Raw genomic sequence first — 12,982 nt, forward strand, 5'->3', positions numbered from 1 at the left:
CCAGAGTTCCGGAGCCTTTTTCCATGCGTACCACCTACTGCGGCCTCGTCAGCGAAATGCTGCTCGGCCAGACCGTGACCCTGATGGGCTGGGCCCACCGCCGCCGCGACCATGGCGGCGTGATCTTCATCGACCTGCGCGACCGAGAGGGCCTGGTGCAGGTCGTCTGCGACCCCGACCGTGCCGAGATGTTCAAGGCCGCCGAAGGCGTGCGCAACGAGTTCTGCCTGAAGATCGTCGGCAAGGTCCGCGCTCGGCCGGCCGGCACCGAGAACGCCAACCTCGTGAGCGGCAAGGTCGAACTGCTGTGCCATGAGCTCGAGGTGCTGAACCCGAGCGTCACGCCGCCGTTCCAGCTCGACGACGACAACCTCAGTGAAACCACGCGTCTCACGCACCGCGTGCTCGACCTGCGCCGCCCGGCGATGCAGAAGAACCTGATCCTGCGCTACCGGGTCGCGATGGAGGTGCGCAAGTTCCTCGATGCCAACGGCTTCATCGACATCGAGACGCCGATGCTGACCAAGAGCACGCCCGAGGGCGCGCGCGACTACCTCGTGCCGAGCCGCGTCAACGAGGGCATGTTCTTCGCGCTGCCGCAGTCGCCGCAGCTGTTCAAGCAGCTGCTGATGGTGTCCGGCTTCGACCGCTACTACCAGATCACCAAGTGCTTCCGCGACGAGGACCTGCGCGCAGACCGCCAGCCCGAGTTCACACAGATCGACATCGAGACCTCGTTCCTCGACGAGGAAGAGATCCGCGGCATGTTCGAAGGCATGATCCGCACGGTGTTCCGGGCGGTGATGAACGTGGAGCTGCCCGGCTACCCGGTCATGAAGTACGCCGAGGCGATGCACCGCTTCGGCTCCGACAAGCCGGACCTGCGCGTGAAGATGGAGTTCACCGAGCTCACCGAGGTGATGAAGGACGTGGACTTCAAGGTGTTCTCGGCCCCCGCCCAGGCCAAGGGTGGCCGCGTGGTCGCGCTGCGCGTGCCTGGCGGCGGCGAGATGAGCCGCAGCGAGATCGACGGCTACACCGAGTTCGTCAAGATCTACGGGGCCAAGGGCCTGGCCTGGATCAAGGTCAACGACGCGAGCAAGGGCCGCGAGGGCCTGCAGAGCCCGATCGTCAAGAACCTGCACGACGCGGCGATCGCCGAGATCATCGCGCGCAGCGGCGCGCGCAACGGCGACCTGCTGTTCTTCGGGGCCGACAAGGCCAAGGTCGTCAACGACGCCATCGGCGCGCTGCGCGTCAAGATCGGCCACAGCGACTTCGGCAAGTCGGGTGGCCTGTTCGAGGACAAGTGGGCGCCGCTGTGGGTGGTCGATTTCCCGATGTTCGAGCACGACGAGGAGGGCGATCGCTGGGCCGCGGTGCACAACCCGTTCACGGCGCCGAAGGACGGCCACGAGGACCTGATGGACACCGATCCCGGGAAGTGCATCGCCAAGGCCTACGACATGGTGCTCAACGGCTGGGAGCTCGGTGGTGGTTCGGTGCGGATCCACCGCGCCGAGGTGCAGAGCAAGGTGTTCAGCGCACTCAAGATCGGCCCCGACGAGGCCCAGCTCAAGTTCGGCTTCCTGCTCGACGCGCTGCAGTACGGCGCACCCCCGCACGGCGGCCTCGCCTTCGGGCTCGATCGTCTGGTCACGCTGATGACCAAGGCCGATTCGATCCGCGACGTGATCGCCTTTCCGAAGACCCAGCGCGCCCAGGATCTGCTGACGCACGCGCCGAGCCCGGTCGACGAGAAGCAGCTGCGCGAGCTGCACATCCGGCTGCGCAACCCAGCGGCAGGCCAGAGCGGCGTCTGAGCTGGCGGCTTGCCGCACAATCGAGGGGCGCCGGTCGGCGCCCCTTTTTTCGCCCGCCTCCCACGACGTGACGACGCCATCCCGCCCGTACAAGATCCCCGAATCCGTGCTCGTGGTGATCCACACCCCGGCGCTCGAGGTCCTGCTGATCGAGCGGGCCGACCATCCGGGCTTCTGGCAGAGCGTCACCGGCTCCAAGGACACCGCTGGCGAGACCCTGCTGGAGACCTGCGTCCGCGAGGTGGCGGAGGAAACCGGCATCGAGGTCGGGTCGCGCGAGGTGCCTGCGGCCGCGCTGCGCGACTGGCGGCTCTCCAATGTCTATGAGATCTACCCGGTCTGGCGCCACCGCTACGCGCCGGGAGTGACCCACAACACCGAACATGTGTTCGGGCTCACGGTGCCGCGCGACATCGCGATCCGTCTGGCACCGCGCGAGCACCTTCGTCACGTGTGGCTGCCGTACCAGGAGGCGGCCGACCGCTGCTTCTCCCCTTCGAATGCCGAGGCCGTGCTGCAGCTGCCGCGGCTTTGGCAGGGTGGAGCATGAACCCGCTGCAGTCCTCGGTGCTGCCGCCGGCCTCGGGCGACGAGCGGCGGCTGCGCGTGGCCACCTACAACATCCACAAGGGGGTGCGTGGCGTCGGCCCGGCCAAGCGGCTGGAGATCCACAACCTCGGGCTCGCGATCGAGGCGCTGGACGCCGACCTGGTGTGCCTGCAGGAAGTGCGGCGCTTTCACAAGCGCGACGCGCGGCGCTTCGACCGCACGTCGTTCGGCTGGCCACAGCAGGGGCAGGCCGAGTTCCTGGCGCCGGAAGGCTACGACGTGGCCTACCGCACCAACGCCATCACGCGCCACGGCGAGCACGGCAATGCGCTGCTGTCGCGCTGGTCGATCGGTGAGCCGAACCACCACGACGTGTCGGACCATCGCTTCGAGCAGCGCGGGCTGCTGCACGTGCAGGTCAATTGGCAGGGGCGGGCGGTCGACACCATCGTCGCCCATTTCGGCCTCAGCCACTCGAGCCGCCTGCGGCAGGTGCAGCGTCTCGCAGCCTTCGTGCGGCAGGAGCTCGATCCCGCCGTGCCGCTGCTCGTGGCCGGCGACTTCAACGACTGGGGCGAACGCCTCGACGGTGCGATGCAGGAGGCCGGTCTCCGGCGCGCCGTGGCGCCGTCGGCCAAGGGGCTGCAGCGCAGCCTGACGTTTCCGTCGCTGGCGCCGGTGTTCGCGCTGGATCGCGTCTACACCCGCGGCTGGCGTTGCGTGTCGACCTTCGTGCCGCGTGGTGCCACGTGGGCCCGCATGTCGGACCATCTGCCGCTGGTGGCCGAGTTCGAGCCGCTGGAGGCGTGAGGGCATGACCGCTCCGGCCGGCGCCCCGCCGCCGGACGACCCCGTGCTGTCCGAGGCCCTGGCCTGGTATGCCCATGCCCGGGCCGTGTTCAGCGGCGGCAACGAGGTGCAGTTGCTGCGTGGCGGCGATGCGCTGTTCCCGGCCATGATCGAGTCGATCGGCCACGCCACGCACGAGGTCTGGCTCGCCACCTACATCTATGGCGACGACGTCGCGGCGCAGGCCGTGTCGGCGGCGCTCGTCGCGGCGGCCCGGCGCGGCGTGCGCGTCCGCGTGGTGGTGGACGGCTTCGGTTCGCTGCATGCGCTGGCGGCGCTGCGCGAGCGGCTCGAGCCCGCGGGCGTGGCGCTGGCCGTGTTCCGGCCGACGCAGCGCTGGTGGAACTGGCTGCAGCCCGGCCAGCTGCGCCGCCTGCACCAGAAGCTCTGCGTGGTCGACGGGCAGGTCGGCTTCGTCGGCGGCATCAACGTGCTCGACGACCGCCACGACCTCAACCACGGCTGGGGCGACACCCCGCGGCTCGACTACGCGGTGCGTGTGCGGGGCGCGGTGGTCGGGCCGGTCGAGCAGACGGCCCGCGCGATGTGGACGCGTGCCGCCTTCGGTCGCGACTGGCGTGACGAGGTGCGACAGATCGCGCGCAGCAGCCAGCCGATGGCGCGCGCGCGCCGCCTGCTGCGACGCCTGCGCATCGCGGTGCGGCGCGGCTCGCCAGGAGGCTTCGGCGCCGGTGCGCTGCAGCCGGTGCGAGTCGCCTTCGTGGTGCGCGACAACCTCAGCCAGCGCCGCAGCATCGAGCGCAGCTACATCGACGCGCTGCGCCGTGCGCAGCAGCGCATCGACATCGTGTCAGCCTACTTCTACCCCGGCTTCGAGTTCCGCCGCGCGCTGCTGGCCGCGGCGCGGCGCGGCGTGCGTGTGCGGCTGCTGCTCCAGGGAAAAGCCGACTATCGCTTCGCCGCGCTGGCGGCGCAGGCGTTGTATGACGAACTGCTGGCGCACGGCGTGGCGGTGTTCGAGTACACCCCGGCCTTCCTGCACGCGAAGGTGGCGCTGGTCGATCAGCGCTGGGCCACGGTGGGCAGTTCCAACATCGACCCGCTGTCGCTGTTGGTCAACCTGGAGGCGAACGTGATCGTCGATGACCGCGGCTTCGCGGCCACCCTGTCGCGCGAGCTGGACCGCGACTTCGCCGTCTCGCGCGAGATCACCGCACCGGTGCCGGTGGCCGGCTGGCGGCGCTGGCTGCGCCGGGGCTTCGTCGCCTGGGTGGCCCGGCTCTACCTGCGCGCAGCCGGCGCCGGCGGGCGCTACTGAGCCGGCGGTGGCCGGGAATACCGCCGGCCGCCAGGGCGATCCGACAAACGTTAAGCTAGTCGACCGCAGTCGCTGCTCGCCCCGCGCGAGATGCTCCGATGAACGCTCCCCACACCCTGCCCAGCCTCCGTGCCGTGCCCGACGACGAAGGCGTGCCGGTTTCCGTCAAGATCCGCGAGCGAATCAAGTCGCAGCGCGAGCGTTTCCACGCCAACGACAACATCGCCGAGTTCATCGAGCCGGGCGAGCTGGAGCAGTTGCTCGACGAAGTGGCCGGCAAGATGCGCGGCGTGCTCGACAGCCTGGTGATCGACACCGAGAGCGACCACAACACCCAGGACACCGCGCGCCGCGTCGCCAAGATGTACCTGAACGAGGTCTTCAAGGGCCGCTACGTGCACGAGCCGGCGGTCACCGAGTTCCCGAACGTCGAGCACCTGAACGAGCTGATGATCATCGGCCCGATCACCGTGCGGAGCGCCTGCTCGCACCATTTCTGCCCGATCATGGGTCGGGTGTGGATCGGTGTGATGCCCAACGAGCACTCCAACCTGATCGGTCTTTCCAAGTACGCGCGTCTTACCGAGTGGATCATGAGCCGGCCGCAGATCCAGGAGGAGGCCGTGACCCAGGTGGCCGATCTGCTGCAGGACAAGATGAGCCCCGACGGCCTGGCGATCGTGATGGAGGCCGACCACTTCTGCATGCAATGGCGCGGCGTGCGTGACCTGGACTCCAAGATGATCAACAGCGTGATGCGTGGCGTGTTCCTGAAGGACGCCAACCTGCGACGCGAGTTCCTCTCGCTGGTCAACAACAAGAAGGGCTGACGACCATGCTGGTGCGTCTTCTGTACGCGAGCCGCGCCGCCGGGCCGGTGACGCCGGAGATCATCGAGGGCATCCTGGCCCAGTGCCGGGCACACAACCCGGCGCTCGGCATCACCGGCATCCTGTGCCATGGCGGCGATGTCTTCATGCAGGTGCTCGAAGGTGGCCGTGACGTCGTCAACAGCCTCTACGCGCAGATCGTGCGCGACCCGCGCCACCGCGACATCGCGGTGCTTCACTTCGAGGAAGTGACCGAGCGGCGCTTCGCGGGCTGGACGATGGGCCAAGTCAACCTGGCCAAGATCAACCCATCGATCGTGCTGAAGTACAGCGAGCGCCCGGCACTCGACCCGTTCACCGTGTCCGGCAAGGTCTCGATGGCCCTGCTCGAGGAACTGATCGCGACGGCGTCGATCATCGGCCGAGCGGGCTAGGGCGGCAGGCTGCTGCCGTCTGGTTGCTCCGCATCATCCCCGATCCCTTTTGCAGATTTTCTCTATTGGGCAGGGGTGTTCCTGAAGGTAGAGTCCGCGCGCTTTCGCATTCACCGGACATCTTCAGGAGTATTCATGTCGTCAGCCCAGCGTCCCGCCCTTTCCCGGCTGCGGGTGAACCCGGTGGTCGCCGCCTGCGCGCTGATCGGTGCAGCGCCGTTCGCCCAGGCGCAGGACGCGGCGAGCGGGACGCTCGCGCCGGTGGTCGTCACCGGCAAGGGCTTCGAGCAGCGCGCCTTCGACACCCCGTACTCGGTGGGCACGGTGGACGAGGAGGCGCTGCGCAACGCGGGCCCGATGATCAACCTGTCGGAGGCGATGGCGCGGGTGCCGGGCCTGACGGTGGCGAACCGCAACAACTACGCACAGGACCTGCAGATCAACTCACGCGGCTACGGCGCCCGTTCGACCTTCGGCGTGCGCGGCATGCGCCTGTACAGCGACGGCATTCCCGCGACCATGCCCGACGGCCAGGGGCAGGTGTCGCACTTCGACCTCGCCGGCGCGCAGCGCGTCGAGGTGCTGCGCGGTCCGTTCAGCGCGCTCTACGGCAACAGCTCGGGCGGCGTCATCGCGCTGGTGAGCCAGCCGGTGCGCGAGCGCTATGGCGAGCTCGGTGCGGACATCGGCCGCTTCGGCCTGCGCCAGGGGCGCGTGACGGTGCAGGCGCCGCTCGGCGACGAGCCGGGCCGCGGCTTCGACCTGCGCTTCGGCGCGAGCTATCTCGACTATGACGGTTTCCGTCCGCAAAGCAGCGCCCGCCGCACGCTGGCCAACCTGCGGCTGGGCTGGACCGGCGAGCGCGACACCGTGGTCGTCAGCGTCAACCACGTCGACCAACCCGCCGACGATCCGCTGGGCCTGAACCGTGCGCAGTTCGACGCCGATCCGCGCCAGACGGCCACGGTGGCGACCCAGTTCAACACCCGCAAGACCGCGCAGCAGGAGCAGATCGGTGCCACTTGGCGGCATCGCTTCGCGGACCTCGGTGCGCTGAGCGAGAGTGCCGTCACCGCCTATTTCGGCCAGCGGTCGGTCACCCAGTGGCAATCGATCCCCGTCCTGACCCAGCGCAACCCGACACCGCCGCCGAACACCGACCGCCACCCCGGCGGCGTGATCGACTTCGATCGCGACTACCAGGGCCTGGATGGCCGGCTGATCTGGCGCTGGACGCTGGACGGCGACCGCAGCGCCCAGTTCGTGGCCGGCGCGGCGCTGGAACGCAGCACCGAGGACCGCCGCGGTTACGAGAACTTCCTCGGCGATCCGCTGGCCCCCACGGCGCTCGGCGTCACCGGCAACCAGCGCCGCGACGAGAAGAACACCGTGAAGACCACCGACGTCTACGCGCAGGGCGAGCTGGAGTTCGTCAAGGACTGGGTGGCGACGCTCGGCGTGCGCAGCGGCCGCGTGCGCTTCGAGGCGGAGGATCACTATGTGTCCGGCCTCAATGGCGACGACTCGGGCTCGCTGAAGTACAGCTACACCAACCCGGTCGCCGCAGTGCAGTGGCGCGGCCTGCCGGACTGGAACTTCTATGTCAGCGCCGGCGAGGGCTTCGAATCACCGACCTTCGGCGAGCTGGCCTACCGTCCCGACGGCGGCAGCGGCTTCAACAACGGCCTGAAGGCGCAGACCAGCAAGCAGATCGAGCTCGGCGCAAAGTGGCGCAACGATGCGCGTGGCCTGGCTGCGGACTTCGCCGTGTTCGAGGCGCGTACCGACGACGAGATCGGCGTGGCGACCAACGCCGGTGGCCGCTCCACCTTCCAGAACGTCGGCTCGACCACGCGGCGCGGCGTTGAGCTGGGTGCGGGCTGGAGCATCACCCCGAACTGGCGCACCGCGCTGGCGTTGACCTGGCTGTCGGCGACCTACGACGACGCCTTCGTCACCTGCACCGCCGTGCCCTGCAACGGCGCCAACCCTGGCAACCAGGCGACCGTGCCGGCCGGCAACCGCATCGCCGGCACCAGCCCGCGCAGCGCCTTCGCCGAGCTGGCGTGGCGGCCCTTCGGCACGTCGACGACCGAGCTCGCCGCCGAGCTGCGGGCGCAGGACGAGGTGGCCGTCAACGACCGCAACACCGACTTCGCCGGCACCTGGGCCACCTGGGCCCTGCGTGCCACCCAGAGCTGGAAGCTGGCCGAAGGCAGCCGGATCGACGCGCTGGTGCGCGTGGACAACCTGTTCGACCGCGAATACGCCGGCAGCGTGATCGTCAACGACGGCAACGGCCGTTTCTTCGAGCCTGGCATGCCGCGCAACTGGCTGCTGTCGGTGAAGTGGCGGCAGGCGTTCTGAGCTGAGCCGGCGGCGACGCTAAAGTCGGGGCTTCCCGACTCGTACGACCCGCCGTTTGCCTGCCTCCGCCCTTGCTCTGGTTCTGACCGCCGCGCTGCTGCATGCGCTGTGGAATCTCGTTGCCAAGCGTGCAGGAGGTGACCAGCGCTTCGTGCTGCTGACAGCGCTGATGGTGGCGGTGCTGTGGGCGCCCGTCGGCCTGTGGGTGGCCTGGGACGAACTGCCGCGCTGGGGCCTGCTGGCCTGGGCTGCGGTGCTGGCCAGCGGCCTGACGCACCTGGCCTACTTCACGGTCCTGCTGCGGGGCTACCGGGCATCGGATCTCACGGTCGTCTACCCGGTTGCGCGTGGCACCGGGCCGCTGCTGTCGGCGCTGGGCGCCGTGCTGCTGCTCGGCGAATCCCTGTCGGCGGTCGGTGCGGCCGGTGTCCTGGCGGTGACGGTCGGCATCGTGCTGATCGCCGGTGGGCCGCGGCTGCTGCAGGCCCTGAGGGGCCGCGATGGTGACGGCGACACGGCATCGCAGCGCGTGCGCGCCGGTCTCGGCTGGGGCGCTGCGACCGGCGCGACCATCGCCGCCTACACGCTGATCGACGGCGCGGCGGTGAAGCTGCTGGCGGTGTCGCCGATCCTGGTGGACTACTTCGGCAACCTGCTGCGCATTCCGTTCATGCTGCCGCTGCTGCGCGACCGCGCGGCGCTGCGGTCCGCGTGGCGAGCGCAGTGGCGTCACGCCCTGGCGGTGGCGGTACTCAGCCCGGCGGCCTACGTGATGGTGCTGTACGCGATGCAGCTCGCGCCGCTGTCGCATGTAGCGCCGGCCCGCGAGGTGTCGATGCTGTTCGCGGCGCTGCTGGGCGGCCGGCTGCTGGGCGAGGGCGAACTGGGCTGGCGGCTGGTCGGGGCGGCGTTCATCGCACTGGGCGTGGCGGGTCTGGCCCTCGGCTGACCGCGCTGCACATTCGGGATGGCTCAACGCCCGAACAGCCCCTTCACGACACTGCCCACGCCTTCGACCACGCCTTCCACGCTCAGACCCACCACGTTGCCCAGTGCCGAGGCGACGCGCGTCGCGAAGTTCTCGTTGAGCGAGAACGCCGGGTCGTCGAGCCGGCCTTCCAGCGTGAACTCGAGTTCGATGCGGTCGTGCCGGCTCATGAAGGCCAGCATGGCCTTGCGTGGCAGGCCGGCGAAGTTGCCGTCACCGAGTTCCAGCTGGCTCAGCGTCATGTGCCCCGGCGCGTGCAGCTGCTGGCTTTTCACGGTGGGCGCCAGATCGAGATCGAGCGTGCCGCGCTTCACGCCGCCTTGGGCCACCTGGTTCACGTAGGGCTGCAGTGCGAGCAGATCGACGCGGCGCAGGCTGAGCTTCAGAGCGGCATCGCGGGAGGCACCGGTCACGCTGCCGTGCAGCTCGAGCCGGCCCTCCTGGCCTGCCCGCGCGCCGCGGACCCCGGCGGTGATGTCGATCTGCGTCGCCCCATCCAGCGCCGGCAGCGCGAGCGGCCCGATGCTCGCCTGCATGTCCACCAGCCGCAGGGCCAGCGGCGGCCGGCTCACCGAGGCGTCGTAGAACGCGATCTCGGTCCCGCGCAACTGCACGTCGCCGATGCGCACTGCAGGCAGGCTGCCGCCGCGACGCTCGGCCCCGGCTCGCTCGCGCCGACCCAGCAGCGCGGGCAGCACCTGCATCTGGCCGTCGCGGCCCCGCAGCAGCGAGATGTAGCCGTCCTCGATGCGCACGCTGTGCACGCCGATGCGTCCGCGCAGCGCGGACCACAGGTCCGGCGCCACCACCATGCGGGGTGCACGCAGTTCGTCGGCCGCCGGCCAGCCGCTGCCCGGCGCGGCGGCGATGCGCAGGCCGCGGATCTCGACGCCGCCCCAGGCGAGGCCGACCGAGCCTACCTCGCTGCGCGGGCCGAGGGCAGCCACCAGTTCCTGCTGCAGCCGGTGTGCCGCCAGCTGCCAGACCACTGCCAAGGCAGTCAGCACGACGGCCAGACCGATCAGCAGGCCGCGCGCCAGTCGACGCGGGGCAGGGCGGGGCAGAGGCTCGGTGGCAGTCGGCATGCCGGGATTGTCGCGGGCCGGTAGAGTCCCAGCGTCCATGTCAGCACCCCCTTCACCTCCCGCCGCCGTCGTGCCCCTGCCTTTGCTGGGTGTCGACTTCAGCAGCGCGCCCACGCGGCACAAGCCCATCGTGCTGGCGCGAGGCCATGCCGACGGCCACCTGCTGCGTCTCGATGCGATCGAGCTGCTGCCCGATCTTTCCGCCTTCTCGGCCCTGCTGCAGCGGCCCGGTCCCTGGCTGGGGGCCTTCGACCTGCCGTTCGGCCTGCCGCGCGAACTGGTCACCGAACTGGGCTGGCCGCAGGCCTGGCTGCCGATGCTGCGTCTCTATGCGGCGCTGCCGCGCAGCGAGATCCGCGAGCGTTTCGCGGCCTTCTGCGCGGCCCGGCCCGCCGGGTCCAAGTTTGCTCACCGCGCCACCGATGGCCCCGCCGGGTCGAGCCCGTCGATGAAGTGGGTCAACCCGCCGGTCGCCTACATGCTGCACGCGGGGGTGCCACGGCTCGTGGAGGCGGGCGTGACGCTGGCCGGTCTGCATGCCGGCGATCCGCAGCGCGTGGCGCTCGAGGCCTACCCCGGGCTGCTGGCGCGCGAGTTGATCGGCGCACGCTCGTACAAGAGCGACGAACGCGCGAAACAGACACCCGAACGCCTGATCGCCCGCAAGGACCTGGTCGACGCGCTGGAGCAGGGCCGGTCGCGGCTGGGCTTGCGGCTTAAGCTGCGCCATGCGCAGCGCGAAGAACTGGTGGCCGACGCGCGCGGCGACCGCCTCGACGCCGTGCTCTGCATGCTGCAGGCCGCATGGGCCGCAACGCAGCCGAACCACGGCTTGCCGCCGGTGATCGATCCGCTGGAAGGCTGGATCGTTACCGCGCCCTGGGCTGCCGATGCCAGGAGCGCGGCATGAAGCTCGGCCCCTTGTTCGGCCGGGCGAACCGGGCGCGGCTCGCGATCTACCTGCTGGCACTGTGGAAGCTGTTCAAGCACCCGGACACGCCGCGCGCGCCCAAGCTCATCGCCATCCTGGTGATCGCCTACGCGCTGAGCCCGATCGATCTGATCCCTGATTTCATCCCGGTGCTGGGGATGCTCGACGAACTGGTGCTGCTGCCGCTGGGGGTCGCACTGGCCGTCAAGCTGACCCCCGATGCACTGTGGCAGGCCCGGCTGCGCGAGGCCGAGGCCAGTGGGGAACGCGTGCCCAAGATGCTGTGGGGCGTGTTGCTGATCGCCGCGGTGTGGCTGCTGTGCGGCGGCTTGCTGGCGTGGTGGGCGTGGCGCACCTGGGGTGCGCCATGAGGCTGTTGATCGCCTGGCTGGTCGCATGGATGGGGGCGACCGGTGGCGCGATGGCCGACGAGGTCCGTTTCGAGGGCGTGGTCACGCGCATCACCGACGGCGACACGGTCTGGGTGAGGCCCGACGCGAGCGACGGCCAGCAGGCTCGCCGCAAGCCCGTGAAGCTGCGTCTGGTGGGCTTGGACGCGCCGGAACGCTGCCAGCCGCATGGCAGCGAAGCCGGCGCCGCGCTGGCAGCGCGCGTGCGGGATCGCCACGTTACGGTGCGGCGGCGCGCGACCGACATGCATGGCCGTGCGCTCGGGACGCTGTGGCTGGGTGACCAGGATGTGGGCGCCTGGCTGGTCGCCGAGGGGCACGCATGGTCGGCTCGCTACGGCCGCGACCCGGGCCCCTACGCCGGCCAGGAGCAACGGGCCCGCGCTGCGGGGCGGGGCCTGTTCGCCGCGCCGAATCCCGAACTGCCGCGCGATTTTCGGCGGCGCCATGGGCCCTGTGACTGACAGATCGGCCGCCCGCGAGACGGCGACTACTTTCGCATCAACGTGCTCTTGCCGAACAGCGACTCCACCAGGTCCACCGCAAGCACCGCTGTCGCATTGCGCACGTCGAAGGCCGGGTTCAGTTCCATCACGTCGAGCGAGGCGAGGCGGCCGGTGTCGGCGATCATTTCCATGCACAGCTGCGCCTCGCGGTAGGTCGGGCCGCCATTGACGGTGGTGCCGACGCCGGGCGCGATGGGCGGATCGAGGAAGTCGACGTCGAAGCTCACGTGCAGGTGAGTGTTGGCGTCCAGCGTCGCGAGCGCGAGCTCCATCGTGTGGCGCATGCCCATCTCGTCGATGTAGCGCATGTCGAACACCTCGAGGTCGACCTCGTGCACCAGCCGCCGCTCGCCGGCGTCGACGCTGCGGATGCCGATCTGGCGCACCCACTTCGGATTGATCGCCGGCACCTGGCCACCGATCTCGATCAGCGCCTGCGGGCCGCGGCCGCACAGGCACGCGACCGGCATGCCATGCACGTTGCCGGTGGGCGTGAGCACGTTGGTGTTGAAGTCGGCGTGCGCATCGAGCCACAGCACGCGCAGCTTCTTGCCCGCCTCGCGGCAGTGGCGCGCCACCGCGCTGATGCTGCCGATCGCGAGGCAGTGGTCGCCGCCCAGCAGGATGGGCAACCGCCCCAGGCCGAGCTCGGCATGCACCGCTTCGTGCACCGCGGTATTCCATGCCACCACCTCGGCGAGGTGGCGGTAGCCCTCGGTCGGCGGCAGCCAGGGGTTGCGGGGTCCTGCAAGGTTGCCGCGGTCGACCACCTCCAGGCCGTGCGCCTCCAGCGTGCTCTGCAGGTTGGCCACGCGCAGCGCTTCCGGACCCATCGACGCACCGCGCGCGCCGGCGCCGATGTCGGTGGGCGCACCGATCAGAGAGATCAGCGGCGCGAGGCGGCGGAGGTCGGCGCTCATGGGCTCTCCGG

13 protein-coding genes are annotated in these 12,982 nt (G+C 70.1%); 11 read left to right on the forward strand and 2 right to left on the reverse strand.

The features are described from left to right. The first annotated feature begins 23 nt into the window (after positions 1–23). From aspS to MPE_RS05390, 8 genes are all read left to right on the forward strand, one after another. Positions 24–1,823: an aspartate--tRNA ligase gene (gene aspS / locus MPE_RS05355; protein WP_011828668.1), complete on the forward strand. Its 1,800-nt coding sequence runs from the start codon at positions 24–26 to the stop codon at positions 1,821–1,823. A gap of 67 nt (positions 1,824–1,890) precedes the next feature. Beyond that, complete coding sequence (nudB, locus tag MPE_RS05360; RefSeq protein ID WP_011828669.1) at positions 1,891–2,373, forward strand: dihydroneopterin triphosphate diphosphatase; 483 nt, start codon at positions 1,891–1,893, stop codon at positions 2,371–2,373. Beyond that, entirely contained in the window at positions 2,370–3,182 is an 813-nt protein-coding gene (locus MPE_RS05365) for an endonuclease/exonuclease/phosphatase family protein (protein ID WP_011828670.1), read from the forward strand. Before nudB ends, MPE_RS05365 begins: the two co-directional genes overlap by 4 nt. A gap of 4 nt (positions 3,183–3,186) precedes the next feature. Continuing rightward, on the forward strand, positions 3,187–4,500 hold the full coding sequence (gene clsB, locus MPE_RS05370; protein ID WP_011828671.1) for a cardiolipin synthase ClsB: 1,314 nt from the start codon (positions 3,187–3,189) through the stop codon (positions 4,498–4,500). A gap of 98 nt (positions 4,501–4,598) precedes the next feature. Further along, on the forward strand, positions 4,599–5,330 hold the full coding sequence (folE, locus tag MPE_RS05375) for a GTP cyclohydrolase I (RefSeq protein WP_011828672.1): 732 nt from the start codon (positions 4,599–4,601) through the stop codon (positions 5,328–5,330). Between the two features lie 5 nt (positions 5,331–5,335). After that, positions 5,336–5,764, forward strand: coding sequence for a BLUF domain-containing protein (locus MPE_RS05380; protein WP_011828673.1), 429 nt, complete (start codon positions 5,336–5,338; stop codon positions 5,762–5,764). Positions 5,765–5,899: 135 nt separating this feature from the next. Further along, a complete protein-coding gene (locus MPE_RS05385) occupies positions 5,900–8,131 on the forward strand; it encodes a TonB-dependent receptor family protein (RefSeq protein WP_011828674.1) in 2,232 nt (743 codons plus the stop codon). A gap of 55 nt (positions 8,132–8,186) precedes the next feature. Continuing rightward, positions 8,187–9,080 (forward strand): EamA family transporter, encoded by an 894-nt coding sequence (locus MPE_RS05390; RefSeq protein ID WP_011828675.1) that lies wholly within the window; start codon positions 8,187–8,189, stop codon positions 9,078–9,080. 23 nt (positions 9,081–9,103) lie between these two features. On the opposite strand, the gene MPE_RS05395 is transcribed toward MPE_RS05390, so the two are convergent. Then, a complete protein-coding gene (locus MPE_RS05395; RefSeq protein WP_049820771.1) occupies positions 9,104–10,204 on the reverse strand; it encodes a DUF748 domain-containing protein in 1,101 nt (366 codons plus the stop codon). 37 nt (positions 10,205–10,241) lie between these two features. On the opposite strand from MPE_RS05395, the gene MPE_RS05400 reads away from it, so the two are divergent. The 3 genes from MPE_RS05400 to MPE_RS05410 are packed head-to-tail and all read left to right on the forward strand — an operon-like array spanning position 10,242 to position 12,009. After that, complete coding sequence (locus MPE_RS05400; protein ID WP_049820772.1) at positions 10,242–11,114, forward strand: DUF429 domain-containing protein; 873 nt, start codon at positions 10,242–10,244, stop codon at positions 11,112–11,114. Further along, complete coding sequence (locus MPE_RS05405; RefSeq protein ID WP_011828677.1) at positions 11,111–11,506, forward strand: YkvA family protein; 396 nt, start codon at positions 11,111–11,113, stop codon at positions 11,504–11,506. Before MPE_RS05400 ends, MPE_RS05405 begins: the two co-directional genes overlap by 4 nt. Then, positions 11,503–12,009: a thermonuclease family protein gene (locus MPE_RS05410; RefSeq protein WP_011828678.1), complete on the forward strand. Its 507-nt coding sequence runs from the start codon at positions 11,503–11,505 to the stop codon at positions 12,007–12,009. Before MPE_RS05405 ends, MPE_RS05410 begins: the two co-directional genes overlap by 4 nt. A gap of 26 nt (positions 12,010–12,035) precedes the next feature. On the opposite strand, the gene rocF is transcribed toward MPE_RS05410, so the two are convergent. After that, positions 12,036–12,971 carry an arginase gene (rocF, locus tag MPE_RS05415; protein ID WP_011828679.1) on the reverse strand — a complete coding sequence of 312 codons (936 nt, stop codon included), beginning with the start codon at positions 12,969–12,971 and terminating at the stop codon, positions 12,036–12,038. Positions 12,972–12,982: the final 11 nt, after the last annotated feature.

This window comes from Methylibium petroleiphilum PM1 (genome assembly GCF_000015725.1).
In the GTDB taxonomy this organism is placed as follows: Bacteria; Pseudomonadota; Gammaproteobacteria; order Burkholderiales; family Burkholderiaceae_C; genus Methylibium; species Methylibium petroleiphilum.